This window comes from Streptococcus sp. DAT741 (genome assembly GCF_009866825.1).
In the GTDB taxonomy this organism is placed as follows: domain Bacteria; phylum Bacillota; class Bacilli; order Lactobacillales; family Streptococcaceae; genus Streptococcus; species Streptococcus ruminantium.
The window spans coordinates 1,792,942-1,812,583 of the sequence record NZ_CP019557.1; the positions used below are offsets into that span (position 1 = coordinate 1,792,942).

The following is a 19,642-nucleotide window of genomic DNA, read 5'->3' on the forward strand; positions in this document are numbered from 1 at the left end:
AATAAATTATACATATAAAAAGTGAGCTTGGGACAAAAAGATTTTCAATTTTGAAAATCTCAATTATCAAGTCCTTTAGATCTAGAATTGAACAAAAAAGCGAACAAACCAAGATTCTGATTGTCAGAAAACTAGCTTTGTTCGCTTTTTATATATGAGATTGAACCATTGGCCCAGGCTCGGTTTTTGAGTACAGAGCCATGCTTTTATTCCAGACTCTGTTTAAAATAAATCATCAAAGAGACTGAGCTGGTTATCCTCTGGCATCTTGCCGAGAATCCCCATTTCGTCCATCTTTTCAACCAAAGTACCTGATAAACCGCCACGTTTACGAAGTTCGGTCTTGGAAAGGAACTCCCCTTCTTTGCGGGCTGCCACCAATTGCTTAGCAACGTTTTCTCCTAAACCATCCATGGCAACAAATGGCGGAATCAAAGTATCTCCTTCAATGAGGAACTCAGTAGCATCTGACTTATAAAGATCCAGTTTACCGAACTTGAAACCACGCTCCAACATTTCATTGACCAACTCCAATGTAGTATAGAGATCTTGCTCTACATTAGAAGCTTCATTGTTCTTCTTCTTGATGGTAATCTCTTCCATTTTGGCCTTAACACGGTTCAAACCACCAGACATAGTCGCCAAATCAAATGCCTTAGCACGAATGGAGAAGTAGGCACAATAGTAGTAGAGAGGATGGTGAACCTTAAAATAAGCTACTCGTAGAGCCATCATGACATAAGCTGCCGCATGAGCCTTGGGGAACATGTACTTGATTTTTCCACAGGATTCAATGTACCAATCCGGTACCTTGTTATCCTTCATCGCCTGAATATAGCCATTTCGTTCTTCTTCGGAAATTTTCAGCCACAAGCCTTTCCGTACCCGCTCCATGATATTAAAGGCCATCTTGGGTTGTAAACCTGCGTGCATGAGATACACCATGATGTCATCACGACAACCGATAACAGTTGATAGGTCAGCAATGCCTGCCTTAATCAAGTCCTGAGCATTGCCCAGCCAGACATCTGTACCATGTGATAGACCTGACAACTGAAGCAGTTCCGAGAAGGTCGTCGGATGGGTTTCCTCCACCATACCCCGAACAAAGTTCGTTCCAAATTCAGGAATACCAAGCATGCCAGTCGGTGTACCGATCTGCTCTGGCGTAACCCCCAGAATCTCCGTACCAGAAAAGAGAGCCATCACCCCCTTGTCATCGGCAGGAATCGTTTGTGGATCAATACCAGATAAATCCTGCAACTTCCGAATCATAGTCGGATCATCATGCCCCAGAACATCGAGCTTAAGGACGTTTTCATCAATATCGTGGAAGTTAAAGTGAGTAGTCTGCCAGCTAGCGGTTACATCATCAGCGGGATATTGCACAGGAGTGAAGTCGTAAACATCCATGTAGTTTGGAATAACAACGATACCACCTGGGTGCTGACCAGTCGTTCGTTTCACACCGGCCGCTCCGGCTGCTAACCGTTCTACCTCAACATCGCGATAGAGTTTACCGTAATCCCGTTCATAACCACGAACGAAACCGTAGGCGGTTTTGGCTGCTACCGTACCAACCGTTCCAGCACGAAAGGCATATTCTTCTCCAAAAATCTTCCGTACATCCAAGTGGGCGGATGGTTGATCATCCCCGGAAAAGTTCAAATCAATATCCGGTACCTTGTCCCCATCAAAACCAAGGAAGGTTTCAAATGGAATATCCTGACCATCTTTTTTGTACTTGACACCGCACTTCTCACATTCTTTATCTGGCAGGTCAAATCCAGAGCCGTAGGAACCATCTGTGATAAACTCACTATGTTGGCAGTTCGGACAGACATAATGCGGCGGCATCGGATTAACTTCGGTAATTCCAATCATGGTCGCCACAAAACTTGATCCGACAGATCCCCTGGAACCAACCAGATAGCCTCGCTCATTTGATCGTGTTACCAACATCTGCGAAGCCAGATATATCACAGCAAAGCCATTACCAAGAATGGAGGTTAACTCCTTCTCAATCCGCAAATCAATGATGTCTGGTAGAGGATTGCCATAGATTTCAAAAGCCTTTTGATAGGTCAACTCAGCAACTGTTTCTTCTGCATTCTCGATATACGGTGTATAGAGGTCGCTTTTGACAACTTCTACCTCTTCAAAGCGCTCTAGCATGACATTGGGATTAGTGATGACAATCTCTCTTGCTAGACTATCACCGAGAAAGGCAAACTCATCCAACATCTCGCTGGTCGTTCTAAAGTGTGCTTTTGGTAGAGGGGCAGGTTGAGCATTTTCACCGTGACCAATCGTTCGGTTGATCATGGCTCCTTGACCCAGAGAACGAACAATAATTTCACGATAAATCTCTTCTTCGGGATCAATATAATGAACATTTCCTGTTGCTAGAACGGGCAGACCAGCCTTACGACCAACTTCAATCAGTTTTTTGATGGTATCTTCAACTTCTGCCATATCTTTAAATTGCTCCTTAGCAATCATTGGAGCATAGAGTGCGGGAGGCATCACCTCGATAAAATCATAGTAAGCTGCTATCTTGGCCGCTGCATCAATGCCCTTGGACAGGAGTTCATCAAACACTTCCCCTTCCTGACAGGCTGTTCCCAAAATTAGACCCTCACGGTGAGCGTTTAATACCGTTCTTGGAATCCTGGGAATGCCTTCAAAATACTTGGTATTTGATAGGGAAACCAACTTAAAGATATTTTTCAAGCCGACCTGGTTGGTAACATAAAGCGTCGCATGTTTGACTCGGGCTTTCTTATAAGAATCCTCTGCAATCAACTCGGTATTGAGTTGGTTGAGATTAGTCAGGATGTGTCTTTCCAGAGCTTCTCTCAAAAAGATAAAGAGCAAGCGTCCCGTCGCTTCCGCATCATAGTTAGCCATGTGGTGGTGCTCCAAGGCTACACCAAAACGCTTAGTCAACGGTCCCAAACCATGGCGCTTATAATCCGGATAGAGGTTACGAGCAAATTCAAGTGTATCAATAACAGGTTGCTCAATTTGTGGCAAACCTGCTCGCTCATAATTGACATTCATAAAACCAACGTCAAAAGTCGCATTATGAGCTACCAAAATAGAATCTTGACAAAAAGCTTGAAACTCCTTCAAAACCTGTTCCAACGGCTTGGAACCACGTACGTGTTCATCTGTGATCCCTGTCAAATCGGTTGTAAACTGACTAAGCGGGTGTCCCGGATCAATAAATTCATCAAACTCAGCTACAATATTACCTTTGTGCATTTTGGATGCCGCTATCTGGATAAGAGCATTATTGACCGCAGAAAGACCTGTTGTCTCCACGTCAAAGACTACGTAGGTCGCATCCGACAAAACCACATCCGCTTCGTTATAAACAATCGGCACTGAGTCTTCAACGATATTGGCTTCCATTCCAAAAAGAGCCTTGATACCAGCCTTACGAGCGGCATGATAGCCATGAGGGAAAGACTGAACATTCCCATGATCCGTAATCGCTACCGCCTTGTGTCCCCAGGCTGCTGCACGCGCAATCAGGTCTTCAACTGCAGGAAGGGCATCCATAGTGGACATATTGGTATGGGCATGGAATTCCACCCTTTTCTCACCTTCTGGCATCAAATCCTTGCGAATCTCCCTTTTGACTTCCTGAACTTCTTGAACATTCATAGTCAAATCACGGGTAAAATGATTGGTCTCGATATTGCCACGCACACGCAGCCAATTTCCCTTCTTCACCATATCAAACTTCTGGGCTTCCTCTTCATTCTTAGCCCATTTCTGCAGAGTGAAGGACGAAGTATAGTCGGTCATCTTAAAGTTAATAATCACTCGCCCAGTCTTGGTAGTCTTCTGCTCCACCTCAAAGACAAGCCCCTCAAAAACGATACGGTTTTCCTCACTATCCACTTCAATCATCGGCGTAATCTCTGCCTTTTCAATATTGACCTTGGTAGGGCGATTTTTCTTAAATTCTGGGACAAATGGCTGAGCTACCTCTGGCGGTGGTGTCATTTGAGCCAGTTGTTCAAGAGCTGCCAGATTTTCCTCATTGGCCTGCTGATAAATTTCTTCATTCTGCGCATGAAATAGCTCGGCTTGCTGCTGTGTCATCTCCTGACAAACTTCAATATCTACCACCAGATTTGCAAAACCAAACCGTTTGTATTGCTCCACTAGATTGGGCAAATGATTCTTCCGAAAATGAGGTGTATCAATTGTTTCAGGACCTTTTATCCATAGAACTCCATCTCGATACTGAACAGTTAAGGGTTGGAAAAGGGTTTTAAAGCCTGCACTTTGACAAAGATCCTCAGTAAAAACTTCTGGGTAATAAGCCTCCACCAAGTCAGGATTGACTTCATCCATATCTGTCACTAGGACAAAGGTAGCCTTATTGCCTGTCTTTTCAAACTCAGTCACCAAACGTGCTTTAAAGAGTTGGTAGTCTAACAGGGGAAGAGGCTTAACAAAGCGAAAGGTAAATTCCCAGACTTTGCTGACCTTATGCAAGACCACTTTCTCAATCTTTGCAGTCGAAAAAGCCTCTGACTGTCGAGTAGTGAGAGGTATTCCAATTTGTTGAAGCAAGAGCTGAAACTTATCTGACATGACCTTTTCCTTTGAATGTAGTTAGGAATATTCTACCATAAATAGATAAATTTTTCTTGCTAAGAAAGAACTAAAAACAAAGCCCCACCATTTACTCAGTTGAAAACAGTGGGGAAATCGCCTATTATAGCTATTCATGATCCCGAGAAACAAGCCACTCAGGGAGTGACTGATTAGTCCCAGAAAATATATCGTACGATCCATCTTTTTTAATATGGATAAGGGTTGGAACACCCGCTATAGGGGATGTTGCTAGCAACCGCTGTTTGGCTTCCTCTCCGATCCCCTCAACACCATAATAATAGATGGGGATGTTCAGATTCAGTTTCTGTATTGTTTCCTGAAAAAAGGTAGAAAATCTCTACAATGCGGACAGTTCACTCTTCCTAGAAATACTAAACTATTTTTAGAAAAATCGCCAGCTAAGATTTGCTCAGTTGTCAAGTGCTGATAATTCGATACAATATCCTGATACCGTATAGCACTATCGCTCTTATTATCTGCAGCACCTTCTACAAGACTTGAACCCTCTGAAGCAGAAGCAACCGTCACTTTCTTATTAGAGGAACAGCTCCACAGCATAAACAGCGAAAGTAGCAAAAAGATGACAATAAGCCATATATTCCTTTTTCTTTTGGGAACTTGCTCTGTTAAAGCCATAAAAAGTTGAAGCAACAGGACAGAAACTGCTAGTACAGTAATCCATATAGAACGCTGAAACAGTCCATCTTTGAAAAATAGGATAAGATTGAACAGAAATAGATAAAACAACGGATTTCTATAAAAACTTCTATTGAATGAAAGTCCCATAGGCTCTCCTTTCACTTAGCCAAGTACACAGTTAAGCAGCGCTGGTCCAAACGTTTTTACAACCTGTTTCCAGGTGACCGGATTAGACCAACCTAAAATACCAATACATCATCTGCTATGACAGACATCGTTGCATGAATAAAAAGTTTAAAAATAATTTTTGTCAAGCCCCAGATAAAATGGACAGTTAAAAAAGTTAGGTGTTTAGAAGGTATGCTTCCCTAAATTCTAAGGGAGTCATACCTTTTAATTTTTCTTGTGGTCTGTGGTGATTATACCAGTCAATGTATTCCCTGATTTGATGGACGAGGGTTTCTTTATTCTCAGGTGGAAATAGTCTCAAGGACTCACTCTTCAAGTGAGAAAAGAAATTCTCACATACTGCATTATCATAACAATTTCCCTTGCCAGAATGAGATATGGTCACACCATATTGGTCTAATTTTCGGAGATACTGTTGATTGGTATATTGAAAACCTTGATCAGAATGCAAGACACAAATGTGTGTGGCATCCCAATTTTCATTGAAGACGAGGTCTAAATTTTCAAAAACGAGCTGATTATCGCTATAATCTGAAAGAGTATATGCTAGAATAGAGTTGTCATAACAATCTTTTATGACGCTAAGGAACATCCTTCCCTGTTTGTGGTAAACATAACTGACATCCGTTGTTAGTTTCTGGAGAGGACGTTCTGCTTTAAAGTTTCGGGCAAGCACGTTGTAGTGGACGTGTCTTGCCTTTTCATTTATCTCACGCTGCGTGCAAGAATGATAGCGTTTCTTTCGAATTGGCGACTTCAAACCCAGAATACGCATATAGCGTAGGACAGTTTTAGGATGACAGAAAATATCGTATTTTCTTCTCAGTTGATAACAAATGAAACGATAACCTTTCTGAGTCTCATTAAAAATAGCTGTAATGACTTGTGCTAGGTCAGGGTTAAACCGCTTGTGTTCAGGTTTTCCATTGCTTAACCAGAGGTAGTATGATGACCTAGGGAAACCCAAATAGGCACATAAACGGGAGATGGAATAACGTTCTTTCAATTGTTCAACGACTTGATAAAGGTGGACTCTTCTCACTTTCTGAGGAGAGTCCTTAAGGTTTTTAAAATGTCATTCTCCATACGAAGAAAGGCATTCTGTTCCTCTATTGTCATTTCATCAAGATTGGTTGATTTTGGGCGACCAGTTGATTTAGCACCTCTTAAATCTTGGTGGAGCAATTGTGGATTTTCGTGATATTTTCTAGTCCATGTGAGGACTTGATTGTTTGATTTCAAGCCATACTTTTTTACAATTGAGTCCATACCACCACTTTTCCCACTAAGATAGTCCTCGACTACTTGTATTTTGAATTCAGGTGGATACTTTGTAAATTTACTTCCTTTTTTAGCCATGAGAAAAGAACCTCCTTATAAGAACAGTATAGTACTTTTTATACTGTCCATTATAAGTGGTTCTTTTCATTTTCTAACAGTCTTTTTTGTTCCGATGGAAACCAACCACCTTCTGACTAAGCCATGAAGTACATCGGATTTCCTCCTCTCAAATATAATTTGTATCCGCTTACATTTGTTGCCGAAAAACAAGACAACTCAACTGCCAAGATGGTCCCTTCTCCGAATCCTATCTTGACATTATTATTTTCTCTCTGCCTTATCCAACTGATCTGATTAGGCTTGAGGAACAATTTATTCAACGGCACAAAAGTAACAATCTTCGCACCTCTCAAGTATTCTCAATACAAGAATACCACTAATTTTCCAAAAAAATCAAGTAAAATATAATACTCCAAAATCCTTCCGTATCCATTCTGAAAATAATTCACTTAGAAATTTTAAAGTGAACATCAAAAAATCCCTTAAAGATAGGAAAAAGTCCACTGCCACTTCGTTCGTGTCAATATCTCAGAACAGTGGTTGATTGACAGATTTGGTCGTGTTTTACACTCCAAATCTAACCATTACGACTGCTGCGAACAGAGTTGCCAACCTCTAACTGTCTCCCAGACAGTTGGAGCTATGCGGAAGGTGGACTTCAAAAGGTCTGGGGATAGACTATTTCAGATTAACAACTTGAAACGAGGAATTGGTGACAAACTTTTTCAATATGTCACCCCAAAAGACTTGGAAATGAGGCCAAGACAAAAGTTGGTTCTAAATTAAAACTCCTTTTTCCTGAACTCACTTTATTGAAAGACATCCATCAAAGAAAAGAAACAACTGCCCTCTACCTCTTACCAAGCGACTGCATCTGTATCAACCTGCAAATAGTCCAACCATAGCCTATCCTTCACACGACAAAGAGTAACTGAAATACCTCCCATATCTAAACTAGTCATAAACCGACCTGTCTTAACATAGGAAAGAATTAGCCCTTCCAACTCTAGAAATTGACAAATATCACTTAGGAAGATTCCCTGCTCAATCTCAGACATGGTTCCAAGATTGTTCACCAAGAGGATATATTCCTCTCCTTCTTTCCAACGGAATTTTAATTTTAATTTATTGACAATTTCATTGGCCAGTTGCTCTGAGGATTCAAAGGCTACTGTGCGATAGCCCTCTTCACCATGAATACCAATACCATAAGATATTTCACCTTCTTCCAAGTCAAATAACGGTAGTGCGGCATTCGGCAAATAAGCTGATTTGGTCGCAAATCCAATCGTTGCTATCTCTGTTGCCAGCGACAATCCTAATTGTTCCAAGGCATCTAAATCATAACCAGCAAGTGCAGCAGCTCCCAAGATTTTATGAAGGAGGATTGTTCCAGCCAGTCCTCTGTGCCGCATTCTAAAATTGTTTTTAGTATCCACTGAGATGTCATCATGAGAAATGATGTATTTAACAGCTATTCCCTCGTTTCTAGCTGCCTCTATTGCCTTACCAAAGGAAAGAAGATCAGCTTCAAAGTTTTTGACAATGAGAAAGACACCTCTTCCCTTATCTACCTCACGGATTGCTGTTATAATTTCTTCCTCAGTTGGAGGTGTAAAAATTTCCCCATAAACCGCAGCCGTCAGCATTCCTTTACCAACAAAGCCGACATGAGCTGGCTCATGCCCTGAGCCTCCGCCTGAAACAATGGGAACAAGTCGGCAGTCCTGATTCCTTTGTACGATAATCGGAAAATGTTCCACCCTCCTCAATTTGGAGTTGGTCCGACAGACACTTTCCATGTAATGCTCAATCATTTTTGCTTGTCTATTCTTAATAAAAACCATACGATACTCCTACAAGGTTGAAAATGAGGCTAAAACTACTGCTACCATTTGTTTCCAATAGCTCTGAATCTGGCAAGGTGACTGGGACAGACCTTCCTTTATCATTCCAATCCATGCACTGGAATGATAGGATATCAAAAACTGTCTCTCCTTTTCAGAAACATGCTTCCCTCCTTGGAGCTGATATTCGTTGATAATCTTTTCCATCAAAATTTTAAAATACCCTTCCAAATAGCTCACAAAATCATTCTGCCCCTTAATCTCAAAAAGCTGTTTGTAAAAAACCTGATTGTGCTCAATATAATAGAGCAACTCATCCAATAATTTTAGCCCACTGATGTAGGTCAAATTATCCGTTACCTGTTCCTGTAATTCTGTTTCAAAAATCCAGTCCAGTAACTCGTACTTATCCAAGAAATGATTGTAGAAGGTTTGACGACGAATCTCAGCTTCTTGCATGATATCAACAACCGAAATTTTATCAAAAGACTTGATTGATAACTGCTTTTTAAAAGCCTTGGCTATCCTTTTTTTAGTAATTAACGAAGTTGGCATGAGTCACCTCCTTTCGATACCTCTTCATTATAACCTATCATGCCTGACTTGAAAACAAAAGGGACACATTTGATAATCTGTCCCTTCCATTTTTATTTGGAAAACCTTATAATGAAAGCGCAATCAAAACAAAGGGGTTTTCTGATGAAAAAAATTATAAACCAACCTGAACGGGTCGTAGATGACATGTTGAAAGGGTTCGCCTTTATGCACCAAAATATCATAGAGCGCATCGATGGATTTGACATTATTGTTCGAAAGGATAAAAAAACGGGTAGAGTCGGTATTATTTCAGGTGGTGGCTCTGGGCATGAACCTTCTCACGCAGGCTTTGTTGGCAAAGGTATGCTTTCTGCCGCTGTCTGTGGCGCAGTATTTACTTCTCCAACACCAGACCAAATCTTAGAAGCTATCAAGGCTGCCGACGAAGGTGCCGGTGTGTTTATGGTGATTAAAAACTACTCTGGTGACATCATGAACTTTGAAATGGCTCAAGAATTAGCTGAAATGGAAGATATTGAAGTTGCTAGTGTCGTGGTAGATGACGACATTGCTGTAGAAAATAGTCTCTATACCCAAGGTCGAAGAGGAGTGGCAGGCACTATTTTCGTCCATAAAATTCTCGGCCATGCAGCAGAGCAGGGAGCATCTTTAGCAGCTATCAAAGCTCTAGCTGATCGTCTTGTACCACAGATTAAAACAATCGGTCTCGCCTTATCCGGTGCAACTGTCCCAGAAGTTGGAAAACCTGGTTTCATCCTAGAAGAAGACGAGTTTGAATATGGTGTAGGTATCCATGGCGAACCGGGCTATAAAAAAGAAAAGCTACAATCATCTGCTAAACTAGCCGAAGAACTGGTTGAAAAGTTAACTCAAGATTTCGATATTCAAACAGGTGAACACTATGGTATCCTCATCAATGGACTTGGTGCTACACCGCTGATGGAACAATATATCTTTGCCAATGATGTCGCTACACTACTAGCGAAAAAAGGTATCCTTGTTGACTATAGAAAAATTGGCAATTATATGACATCCATTGACATGGCAGGTCTTTCGTTAACGCTGATTAAATTAGAAGACCCAAGCTGGCTCGAAGCCCTACAGGCTCCTGTTGATGTTGTTGCTTGGTAGGAGACAGACTATGGAGACAAAAACTGCATTACTTTGGATGGAGAAATTTAACGAAAAAATACAAGCCAACAAAGATTACCTGAGCGAACTTGATTCTCCGATCGGAGATGGTGATCACGGTGGCAATATGGCACGTGGCATGGCAGCAGTCATGCAAGAGTTATCTGTAAAAGAATACGAAACAGCCGATCAGGTCTTCAAAGTCGTTGCCATGCAGCTACTCAGCAAGGTAGGAGGTGCTTCTGGTCCACTTTACGGTTCTGCTTTTATGGGAATTACCAAAGCTTGTCAAACTGGAGCTAGTTTAGCTGATACCTTACAAGCCGGTTTAGAGATGATTCAAAAAAGAGGAAAGGTCGAATTGGGTGAAAAAACAATGGTGGATATTTGGATTCCAGTCATCAGCGCCTTGCAGGCAGAAAACCTCTCTCTTAATGTTATCCAAGAAGCTGTTGAAGGCACACGAAACATCATTGCAACCAAGGGTCGAGCTTCCTATGTCGGCGAACGTTCAATCGGTCACATTGACCCTGGCTCCTTCTCATCAGGACTCTTATTTGAGGCGATGTTGGAGGTTGTTCTATGACAAGCATTGGAATCTTGCTCGTTTCACATTCCAAAAATCTGGCACAAGGCATTGTTGATTTGGTGTCTGAAGTAGCAAAAGATATTCCCATCACCCATTGTGGAGGGCTGGAAGATGGCAGTATTGGAACTAGTTTTGAGATCGTTCAAGATCGCATTGAACAAAACCCAGCTAACACCCTCCTAGCCTTCTTTGACCTAGGAAGCGCTCGGATGAATATCGAACTAGCAGCAGAATTTACAGACAAACAGATCCTCATACAAACAGTTCCAGTCGCAGAAGGAACCTACACCGCTGCTGCGCTGCTACAAGCAGGTGCCGATTTAGACACAATCCTTGAACAATTAAAGGAACTTACAATAAATAAATAGGAGGTTATTATGAATCTTATCGGAGAATTGCTTGGCACATTCTTATTGGTCTTGCTGGGAAATGGGGTCGTCGCCTCATGTATCTTATCCAAAACAAAGGCAGAAAATAGCGGTTGGCTAACGATTGTCCTCGGCTGGGGAGTCGCTGTAACCATCGCTGCCTACGCATCAGGTATTTTTAGCCCTGCCCACCTCAATCCAGCAGTGACTATCGCCATGGCTAGCATTGGTTCCCTTTCTTGGACAGAGGTACCCGGTTTTCTACTAGCTCAATTTGCAGGTGCCATGTTGGCATCCATCGTCCTCTATCTACATTTCTATCCACATTGGCAAGAAACCAAAGATAGCGCTACTATCCTAGGAACCTTTGCAACTGGTCCTGCCCTTCGTCACACTCCTTCAAACTTGCTTGGAGAAATCCTTGGAACCGCTGTATTGGTAATCGGAATCCTCGCAATTGGACCAAACAAGGTCAGCGCTGGACTTGGTCCGATTATCGTTGGTTTCATTGTTTTTGCTGTCGGTTTTTCTCTAGGCTCAACAACAGGCTATGCAATCAATCCTGCTCGTGACTTAGGACCACGTATCATTCATGCCTTACTTCCTATCCCTAATAAAGGAGACTCCGATTGGTCCTATAGCTGGATTCCAGTTGTTGGTCCGATCTTGGGAGGAATTATTGGAGCAGGTCTCTACACACTCCTCTTGAATATGTTGTAATAAATTGAAATCAAAACTGAGTGTATTGACAAGCAGGTCTAAACTGGAAGAAGCTCAAGCTATAGCAACAATACAATACTAATCGCAATAGAAAAGGTCTAAAATCAAGTTGTTTGAAACATTGATTTTAGACCTTTTTATTTTTAGGAGTTTTCTTGACTCCTTTTTTCTTATTGCTTAGTTAGAATTTGTAGTGTTTCAAGCAACTGATCAACATGAACTTCAACAGTATCGCCTGTCCCTTTGATTTTCACTTCAACGATTCCATCAACGGCTTTCTTACCAACAGTGACACGAATTGGCAAGCCAATCAAGTCGCTATCAGAGAATTTAACACCAACGCGTTCATTACGATCATCCGTCAAGACTTCGTAGCCTGCTCCAATCAAACTTGCTTCAATTGATTGGGTCAACTCCATAGCAGACTCGTCCTTGACATTGACTGGAATTAGATGGACATCAAACGGAGCCAATTCTTTAGGGAAATTAATCCCCCAAGCATAACGGTATTCACCTTTTGGAGTCTTATTGACAAAGAGACGAGCATGTTGCTCCAGAACTGCCGATAGAAGACGGCTAACCCCGATTCCGTAGCATCCCATAATCATTGGCATTGAACGGCCATTTTCATCTAAAATAGTAGCATTCATGCTATCTGAGTAGCGTGTGCCAAGTTTGAAAATGTGACCGATTTCGATACCACGCGCAAAGTTGAGAACACCACGACCATCTGGTGAAGGCTCCCCTTCCTTTACCTCACGAATATCAACATATTCTGTCACTTGGAAATCACGACCTGCATTAGCACCTGTGTAGTGGAAACCATCTTCGTTTGCACCGACTACAGCATTCTTCACATCCTGTACCTTACGATCAGCAATAATCCTCACATCTGCTGGCAATCCTACTGGACCAAGCGAACCAAAACCTGCTCCAAAGATTTTTTCTGCATCAGCCGGACTAGCTACATCAAAGAAATCTGCTCCGAGATAATTTTTCAACTTAACATCATTAACCTGATCATTACCAACAAGAAGGGCAACAACTGGCTCACCATCTGCCATAAAGAGCATGGTCTTGATAGTCTGGTCTTCTGAGACATTCAAAAAGGCTGCAACTTCATCAATCGTTTTCGCATCAGGTGTTGAAACTTTTACCAAGTCCTCTTCGGTAACAACGACTGTCCGTGGCTTGTACTCACTTGTCGCCATTTCCAAGTTGGCAGCGTATCCTGATTCACTAGAATAGACAATAGTATCCTCACCAGAAACAGCCCAAGCTAAAAGCTCTGCTTTAATCGCCTCCAGAACTTCCTCTGGGATTTCTTCAAAAGAGGAAACTGACTTGTCTAATACCACCCAGCGCTCCAAGTCAGTACGATCTGGAGTAATAGCCATGAACTCTTGACTGTCCTTACCACCCATGGCACCACCGTCACCAATAATCGCCTTAAATTCCAATCCAGCGCGAGTAAAAATAGTTTCATAGGCCTGTTTATAATCGTCATAAGTCTGATCCAAACTCTCATAGCTAGCATGGAAACTATAGCCATCTTTCATGATAAACTCACGCCCACGAAGTAGACCGTTACGAGGACGCTTTTCATCACGGTACTTGGACTGGATTTGGTAGATGTTAAGTGGCAATTGCTTGTATGATTGCACCGCATCACGCGCCAAAAGGGTCACCGTCTCTTCATGAGTCGGTCCCAAAATAAAATCTGAACCTTCACGATTTTTGAGTTTGTAAAGGTCATCACCATAAGTCTCATAACGACCAGATTCACGCCAAATATCAGCAGACAAAAGAGCTGGTGCCAAAAATTCAATGGCATCAATCTTGTCGAATTCCTCACGCATAATCTTTTTGGCTTTTTCAATCACACGGTTAGCAAGTGGCAAATAGCTATAAATACCAGCCGAAACTTGGCGAACGTAACCCGCTCGCAACATCAAGGCGTGGCTAATCACCGATGCATCAGAAGGCATCTCCCGCAATGTAGGGATAATCATTTTGGATTGTTTCATAGTTAAGTATAAGTGCGTCAAGAAAACAAAACGAAAATAAGGAGCCTAACTCGGAGCCTGTAGGCACTGAATAGGTTTATCTTTTTCGTAAAGTTTTTAACACGCATTCATCTCCTTTCATCTTTAAATCATTAGAAGAACATAGAGCCAGATGCTTGTATACAAAATGACTTACACCTTGAGGTATAGTTGAGACAGCCGCGTCTCTTTTTACACAAGTTTCAGCCCATGTTCAATTCCGAAAAATAGCAGAATCGCATTCATTCCTTTTTCATCCGTCTAAAAGAAAACCTTCAGAATATCATTCCAAGTCACTACTAGCATAAGAACTACCATAAAAGCAACACCCGCTAGTGTAATATAGGACTCTATTTCCGGTTTTAATGGCTTTCTACGGATAGCTTCCAAGATATTCATCACAATTTTCCCACCGTCCAAGGCTGGAATGGGGATAAGGTTGAAAATACCTAGATTGATAGATAGCATAGCCATCAGACCCAGTACGGAAGTCCAGCCAAATTCAGCAGCCTGTGCGCTGACATTGTAAATAGCGACAGGACCACCTAATTGCTTAACATCAAAATGGGCAATTAGATTTTTCAATGCCGTAACAATTAAAAGAGCCCTCTCTCCAGCTTCCTGAATTCCTCCAATAACCTTATCAAAGAAACCTGTCTTCAAGATGGGTGAAATACCAATCCGATATGCACCATCCACCTTCTCAGCAATTACTGTCACATTTTTAGTTTTTCCTTCATGCTCAACCACTAGGTGAAAGCTCGGAGCGGAAGTTGCTTCTTTAGCAGCAGCGCTGATGATGGTAGCAACTTGTTTGTAACTGCTAGTCACCTCACCATTAACAGATAAAATCTTATCTCCGGTAACTAGCCCAGCTGCCTGTAAAGCACCACCGTCAGTAATGGTCACAGCATTGTTGGAGATATCTGCTACTCCACCCTGCATAAACATCAGCAGGATAAAGACTACAATTCCCAAAATAAAGTTATTCATAGGACCAGCAAAATTTGTCATCAAGCGTCCCCAGACGGTTGCATTTTGGTATTGCACATCTAATGGAGCAATACGAACTTCCGTTCCATCTTCCTCTACAATGGTTGCATCGTGGTCCACCTTATACGTTTTACTTTCTTCTAATACCAGCCCTGTGATTTCTAACTGTTTCTCAAAATCAAAACTGGTTACACTCATAGGTAAGGCAAGATTGTCAAGCTGTTTACCAGACAAGTTAATCCGAGTGACAACACCAGTCTCGTTCAGGCTAAGACTAACAGGAGTCCCCGTCTTAATCTCCGTCTTATCCTCACCCCATCCGGCCATTCGGACATAGCCACCAAGAGGTAGCATACGAATCGTGTAAAGGGTCCCATCTTTTCCTGTGTGAGCGAAAATTTTAGGTCCCATTCCAACCGCAAATTCTCTTACCAGAATACCGGCCCTTTTAGCAAAATAGAAATGACCAAATTCATGGACAACCACAATTACACCAAATATAAATATAAATGCTAAAATTCCCTTCATAGAATCTCCTTAAAATAATCCAAAGAAGTGCATAATTGGGAAGACAAAAATCATACCGTCAAAGCGATCCAAGATACCACCATGCCCCGGAATCACCTTGCCAGAGTCTTTGACACCAAAATGACGTTTTAGAGCACTTTCAACTAGATCGCCAAATTGTGAAAAAACTGAAAAAATAGCAACAAATCCCAACATCATGCCCAAAGAATACCCTGTCAGCAGGGATTTGTCAAGTAGCAAGAAGATGAGGGCTACAACCACAGCAGAGAGGATTCCTCCCACAAAACCTTCAATAGTCTTATTTGGGGATACTTTTGGCAATAGTCTTCTCCGACCAATTTTTCGCCCGACAAGGTAAGCACCAATATCCGTTGCCCAAACTATACACAGAGCAAAGAAAACCTTATTAAGGCCATCCATGCGCGCCAGTATCAAGCTGTGAAAACCAATTCCTACATAGAAACTAGAAGCAATCGGAAAGACCACATCCGAGTAATGATAGCGACCGACATTGAAAACTGTTGAACCTAAAAGAAGGAAAATCACAATGGCATAGGCAGTGTAATTTCCATCTGTCGGCAGGAAGGTCAGGTAATTCTGCAAGGGAAGAGTCAATACAAGACTAGCCAACATAGCTAAAACTCCCTCAATAGAATTTGGAGCAAGACGATGCATCTTTATCAATTCAGCTGTCGCTATAATAGCCAGTAGCCCTACGAAAAACTGAAAAACCATTCCACCTTTCAATAAAAAGGGAAGAAAAATAGCAAGGGCTATCCCACCAAAAATCACTCGTTTCTGTAAATCATTTGTCATACGTTCTCCTTACACACTGCCAAAACGTCTGTGGCGTCGGTTGTATTCTCTAATTGCTAGTTTAAGAGCCTCCCCGTCAAAATCCGGCCAAGCAATATCGGTAAAATAAAGCTCGCTGTAAGCTGTTTGCCAGGGCAAAAAATTACTAAGCCGAATCTCACCACTAGTCCGAATCACCAAATCTGGGTCACGAAGAACCGGCGAAAGACCGCCTGTATAAAGATAATCTGCTATCAATTGCTCATCAATATCCCCCGGATTAAACTTGGCATCCAACACATCCTGAGCAATTGCTTTAACTGCTTTTGTCACTTCATCACGACCACCGTAATTCAAAGCAAAATTAAGAATCAAACCTGTGTTATTCTTAGTTTTCTGCTCTGCTTTCCGAAGGGCGCCCAAAGTTGCTTCCGGCAATCTAGAATGGTCACCGATCATTTGAATTTTGACATTGTTGGCATGGAGTTCGGGGACATATTTATCATAGAATTCAACAGGAAGATTCATGATAAACTTTACCTCCTTTTCCGGCCGAGACCAATTCTCCGTAGAAAAAGCGTAGACTGTCAAGACCTTTACTCCCAGTTCCGAAGCTGTTTTGGTAACTTTTTGCAGAGCATCCATACCAGCCTTGTGCCCCATAATGCGGGGTTGCATCCGTTTTTTTGCCCATCGACCATTGCCATCCATAATGACTGCAATATGCTTAGGGACTTCAATCGCTGTCTCAATGCTTTCTTTCTTTTTAAACTTAAACGTAAACATGCTATTTTCCTCAATATATGATCGTTTCATTATACCATATTTCTAGTGAGGATAGCAAAATTTGGATAAGGATAGAGTCATAACCACCCGTGAAAACGGGCGGCTTGTACATTGGCTGTAGTCCATTCTCTCCAGCGATGTCTAAAGACGTTCGCTGAACTTCTTTCAGGTTAGTGCTACGATTACTTGACTAATGCTCACAACAACGGGCTTTTATCTTGTTCTAAAACTGCCATCTGAAAATGGATCTTCGTACTCTTTAACACCCAAGAATCAAACGCTATACGATGTATAACTCACTTTCTAAATTTAAGCTCATGAAGAAATCATCCACTGGATAATTTTTCTCCTCCTTTCGCTTTACAATTGCTTAAACACCTTTATTGTATTGCGCTTGTTTTTTTGTATAACCTTCGTCACGTCCCCTACAGAGCGTGACGGACTAAAAGTCACATAATGAAAAGGCCTTATCCAATAAATATTGGAGCAAGACCTTAACTGAATCCCTCGGTTTCTAATACCTACTCTTCAATGACAGATGCTGAAGTTGCTTCTGTTGTTTCAACCACTGTCTCTTCTGCAACCACAGGAGCTGTATTGGCAGTCGCCACTCGATTGCGGATCGCTCCACGTTCAAAAGTCAAATAGACACCATCTACATCAAGAACAACCTTTTTATCGTTGATTTCATCAACAATCCCAAATAGGCCACCAATCGTCACAATTTCATCACCTTTTTTAATCTGACTGAGTGCTTCCTGACGCTGTTTTTGTTGTTTGCGTTGCGAATAAAACATAAAGCCAATCATGGCAACCATGACAAGCGGTAAAAATAAATTTGGCATTTGCTTACCCCTTTTGTTGTTTGATAGTCTTGATTATACCAGAATATAAGTAATAAAGCAAAGTTGGGCTAAGGCATAATACTTTTAACATTAAAATACAATAGCTATTGAATACGAAAAAATCAAACAAGGCAAGCTAAGTTGCTACCCAAATAGGCGACAGATCATTTAGGATGAGAAATATAATGCGTGAATACACCTTAGAGTCAGCAAAAGGAGCTAATATCATGATAATAAAATGACCAAACAACGGTAACAAAAAGACCGGACTTTCATCCAGTCTCAATACAATTATTTTACGCTCCAGACACTTTCAAGAATATTGGTTTGTTCACGACCAGGTCCTACTGAGAAGGTTGAGATACGTACACCGACCAACTCACTGATGCGACGGACATAATTCCGAGCCGCCTCTGGTAACTCATCCAAACTACGCACACCTGTGATATCTTCTGACCAACCCGGCATTTCTTCGTAGATTGGCTTGCAGCGCTTGAGTTGTTCTAAGCTTGCTGGATAGTGGTGAATGCGTTCTCCATCAAGGTCGTACGCCACACAGATTTTCAGTGTTTCAAGTCCTGACAGAACATCAATAGAGTTAAGAGAAAGGTTAGTAATACCTGATACACGACGACTGTGACGCATCACAACTGAATCAAACCAACCCACTCGACGTGGACGACCTGTTGTCGTACCATATTCCTTACCAATTTCACGAATACGATCGCCGATTTCATCGTGCAGCTCTGTTGGGAATGGGCCGTCACCGACACGACTCGTATAAGCCTTACATACACCGACAACCTTGTCAATTTTGCTAGGACCAACACCGCTACCAATCGTTACACCGCCAGCAACTGGATTGGAAGAAGTAACGAATGGATAGGTACCCTGATCAATATCCAACATTACCCCTTGAGCCCCCTCAAATAAGACACGTTTACCTTGATCTAAGGCATCGTTAAGAATGACAGAGGTATCAGTCACATACTTCTTAATCTCCTGACCATAGGCATAGTACTCTTCAAAAATCTCATCAAATGAGATTGGTGTTGAGTCGTACATTCTTTCAAAAAGTCTGTTCTTCTCAGATAGGTTGATCCGCAAGCGCTCTGCAAAAATGTCCCTATCCAAGAGGTCGGCAATACGGATTCCCACACGTGCTGCTTTGTCCATGTAGGCAGGACCAATTCCCTTATTGGTCGTACCAATCTTATTATCACCCTTGGATTCTTCTTGCAACTGATCTAGCTTGATATGATACGGCAAGATAACATGGGCACGATCTGAGATGCGCAAATTATCAGTCGTCACACCTGAGTCATGGAGATAGTTGATCTCCTTTACCAGCGATTTAGGATTGACAACTACACCATTACCGATGACCGAAATTTTTTCTGGGAAGAAAATTCCTGACGGAATCAAATGCAGCTTGTACTTGGTACCATCAATCACAATAGTATGTCCTGCATTATCACCACCTTGATAGCGTGCAATGACCTCGGCATTAGCAGACAGGAAGTCCGTAATTTTACCTTTACCCTCATCGCCCCATTGGGTTCCTACAACAACTACTGATGTCATATCCACTCTTTTTCTGAACCATACGGTTCAGCCTTTCTTCTACTTC

At 41.9% G+C, this 19,642-nt stretch carries 16 protein-coding genes; 4 read left to right on the top strand and 12 right to left on the bottom strand.

Annotated elements, in window-relative coordinates; translation table 11 throughout:
- Positions 1-222 precede the first annotated feature (222 nt).
- The 6 genes from BZG42_RS08490 to dhaS form a co-directional block, all read right to left on the bottom strand.
- Positions 223-4,614: a PolC-type DNA polymerase III gene (locus BZG42_RS08490; protein ID WP_155995738.1), complete on the bottom strand. Its 4,392-nt coding sequence runs from the start codon at positions 4,612-4,614 to the stop codon at positions 223-225.
- Between the two features lie 321 nt (positions 4,615-4,935).
- Positions 4,936-5,424, bottom strand: a complete 489-nt coding sequence (locus BZG42_RS08495) for a hypothetical protein (RefSeq protein WP_155995736.1) — start codon at positions 5,422-5,424, stop codon at positions 4,936-4,938.
- 196 nt (positions 5,425-5,620) lie between these two features.
- Positions 5,621-6,508 carry an IS3 family transposase gene (locus BZG42_RS08500; RefSeq protein WP_201443296.1) on the bottom strand — a complete coding sequence of 296 codons (888 nt, stop codon included), beginning with the start codon at positions 6,506-6,508 and terminating at the stop codon, positions 5,621-5,623.
- Positions 6,505-6,825: a transposase gene (locus BZG42_RS08505; protein WP_120171198.1), complete on the bottom strand. Its 321-nt coding sequence runs from the start codon at positions 6,823-6,825 to the stop codon at positions 6,505-6,507. Before BZG42_RS08505 ends, BZG42_RS08500 begins: the two co-directional genes overlap by 4 nt.
- An 839-nt stretch (positions 6,826-7,664) precedes the next feature.
- Positions 7,665-8,654, bottom strand: a complete 990-nt coding sequence (dhaQ, locus tag BZG42_RS08510; protein WP_120172251.1) for a DhaKLM operon coactivator DhaQ — start codon at positions 8,652-8,654, stop codon at positions 7,665-7,667.
- A gap of 9 nt (positions 8,655-8,663) precedes the next feature.
- Complete coding sequence (gene dhaS, locus BZG42_RS08515; protein WP_024531792.1) at positions 8,664-9,209, bottom strand: dihydroxyacetone kinase transcriptional activator DhaS; 546 nt, start codon at positions 9,207-9,209, stop codon at positions 8,664-8,666.
- A gap of 144 nt (positions 9,210-9,353) precedes the next feature.
- On the opposite strand from dhaS, the gene dhaK reads away from it, so the two are divergent.
- From dhaK to BZG42_RS08535, 4 genes are read left to right on the top strand one after another with little or no spacing between them, the layout of a single operon-like run.
- Complete coding sequence (gene dhaK, locus BZG42_RS08520) at positions 9,354-10,343, top strand: dihydroxyacetone kinase subunit DhaK (RefSeq protein ID WP_155995715.1); 990 nt, start codon at positions 9,354-9,356, stop codon at positions 10,341-10,343.
- A gap of 10 nt (positions 10,344-10,353) precedes the next feature.
- Complete coding sequence (dhaL, locus tag BZG42_RS08525; RefSeq protein ID WP_155995717.1) at positions 10,354-10,929, top strand: dihydroxyacetone kinase subunit DhaL; 576 nt, start codon at positions 10,354-10,356, stop codon at positions 10,927-10,929.
- Positions 10,926-11,300 carry a dihydroxyacetone kinase phosphoryl donor subunit DhaM gene (gene dhaM / locus BZG42_RS08530; RefSeq protein ID WP_155995719.1) on the top strand — a complete coding sequence of 125 codons (375 nt, stop codon included), beginning with the start codon at positions 10,926-10,928 and terminating at the stop codon, positions 11,298-11,300. The genes dhaL and dhaM overlap by 4 nt, the downstream gene beginning before the upstream one ends.
- 9 nt (positions 11,301-11,309) lie before the next feature.
- Positions 11,310-12,020, top strand: a complete 711-nt coding sequence (locus BZG42_RS08535) for an MIP/aquaporin family protein (RefSeq protein WP_155995721.1) — start codon at positions 11,310-11,312, stop codon at positions 12,018-12,020.
- A gap of 170 nt (positions 12,021-12,190) precedes the next feature.
- Here the strand turns inward: BZG42_RS08535 and BZG42_RS08540 are convergent, their stop codons facing one another.
- From BZG42_RS08540 to BZG42_RS08565, 6 genes are all read right to left on the bottom strand, one after another.
- Positions 12,191-14,047, bottom strand: coding sequence for a proline--tRNA ligase (locus tag BZG42_RS08540; RefSeq protein WP_155995723.1), 1,857 nt, complete (start codon positions 14,045-14,047; stop codon positions 12,191-12,193).
- 279 nt (positions 14,048-14,326) lie between these two features.
- Positions 14,327-15,586, bottom strand: coding sequence for an RIP metalloprotease RseP (gene rseP, locus BZG42_RS08545; RefSeq protein ID WP_120172261.1), 1,260 nt, complete (start codon positions 15,584-15,586; stop codon positions 14,327-14,329).
- A gap of 9 nt (positions 15,587-15,595) precedes the next feature.
- Positions 15,596-16,402, bottom strand: coding sequence for a phosphatidate cytidylyltransferase (locus BZG42_RS08550; RefSeq protein ID WP_024531799.1), 807 nt, complete (start codon positions 16,400-16,402; stop codon positions 15,596-15,598).
- A gap of 9 nt (positions 16,403-16,411) precedes the next feature.
- Positions 16,412-17,167 carry an isoprenyl transferase gene (locus BZG42_RS08555; protein WP_024531800.1) on the bottom strand — a complete coding sequence of 252 codons (756 nt, stop codon included), beginning with the start codon at positions 17,165-17,167 and terminating at the stop codon, positions 16,412-16,414.
- Between the two features lie 521 nt (positions 17,168-17,688).
- On the bottom strand, positions 17,689-18,012 hold the full coding sequence (gene yajC, locus BZG42_RS08560) for a preprotein translocase subunit YajC (RefSeq protein WP_155962378.1): 324 nt from the start codon (positions 18,010-18,012) through the stop codon (positions 17,689-17,691).
- 291 nt (positions 18,013-18,303) lie between these two features.
- Positions 18,304-19,596 carry an adenylosuccinate synthase gene (locus tag BZG42_RS08565; RefSeq protein ID WP_024531802.1) on the bottom strand — a complete coding sequence of 431 codons (1,293 nt, stop codon included), beginning with the start codon at positions 19,594-19,596 and terminating at the stop codon, positions 18,304-18,306.
- Between the last annotated feature and the right edge of the window lie 46 nt (positions 19,597-19,642).

Excerpts from the sequence above, each read along its gene's own strand:
- BZG42_RS08490 (WP_155995738.1), bottom strand. The coding sequence starts at position 4,614 with ATGTCAGATAAGTTTCAGCTCTTGCTTCAACAAATTGGAATACCTCTC.
- BZG42_RS08495 (WP_155995736.1), bottom strand. The coding sequence starts at position 5,424 with ATGGGACTTTCATTCAATAGAAGTTTTTATAGAAATCCGTTGTTTTAT.
- BZG42_RS08505 (WP_120171198.1), bottom strand. The coding sequence starts at position 6,825 with ATGGCTAAAAAAGGAAGTAAATTTACAAAGTATCCACCTGAATTCAAA.
- dhaQ (WP_120172251.1), bottom strand. The coding sequence starts at position 8,654 with ATGGTTTTTATTAAGAATAGACAAGCAAAAATGATTGAGCATTACATG.
- dhaS (WP_024531792.1), bottom strand. The coding sequence starts at position 9,209 with ATGCCAACTTCGTTAATTACTAAAAAAAGGATAGCCAAGGCTTTTAAA.
- dhaK (WP_155995715.1), top strand. The coding sequence starts at position 9,354 with ATGAAAAAAATTATAAACCAACCTGAACGGGTCGTAGATGACATGTTG.
- dhaL (WP_155995717.1), top strand. The coding sequence starts at position 10,354 with ATGGAGACAAAAACTGCATTACTTTGGATGGAGAAATTTAACGAAAAA.
- dhaM (WP_155995719.1), top strand. The coding sequence starts at position 10,926 with ATGACAAGCATTGGAATCTTGCTCGTTTCACATTCCAAAAATCTGGCA.
- BZG42_RS08535 (WP_155995721.1), top strand. The coding sequence starts at position 11,310 with ATGAATCTTATCGGAGAATTGCTTGGCACATTCTTATTGGTCTTGCTG.
- BZG42_RS08540 (WP_155995723.1), bottom strand. The coding sequence starts at position 14,047 with ATGAAACAATCCAAAATGATTATCCCTACATTGCGGGAGATGCCTTCT.
- rseP (WP_120172261.1), bottom strand. The coding sequence starts at position 15,586 with ATGAAGGGAATTTTAGCATTTATATTTATATTTGGTGTAATTGTGGTT.
- BZG42_RS08550 (WP_024531799.1), bottom strand. The coding sequence starts at position 16,402 with ATGACAAATGATTTACAGAAACGAGTGATTTTTGGTGGGATAGCCCTT.
- BZG42_RS08555 (WP_024531800.1), bottom strand. The coding sequence starts at position 17,167 with ATGTTTACGTTTAAGTTTAAAAAGAAAGAAAGCATTGAGACAGCGATT.
- yajC (WP_155962378.1), bottom strand. The coding sequence starts at position 18,012 with ATGCCAAATTTATTTTTACCGCTTGTCATGGTTGCCATGATTGGCTTT.
- BZG42_RS08565 (WP_024531802.1), bottom strand. The coding sequence starts at position 19,596 with ATGACATCAGTAGTTGTTGTAGGAACCCAATGGGGCGATGAGGGTAAA.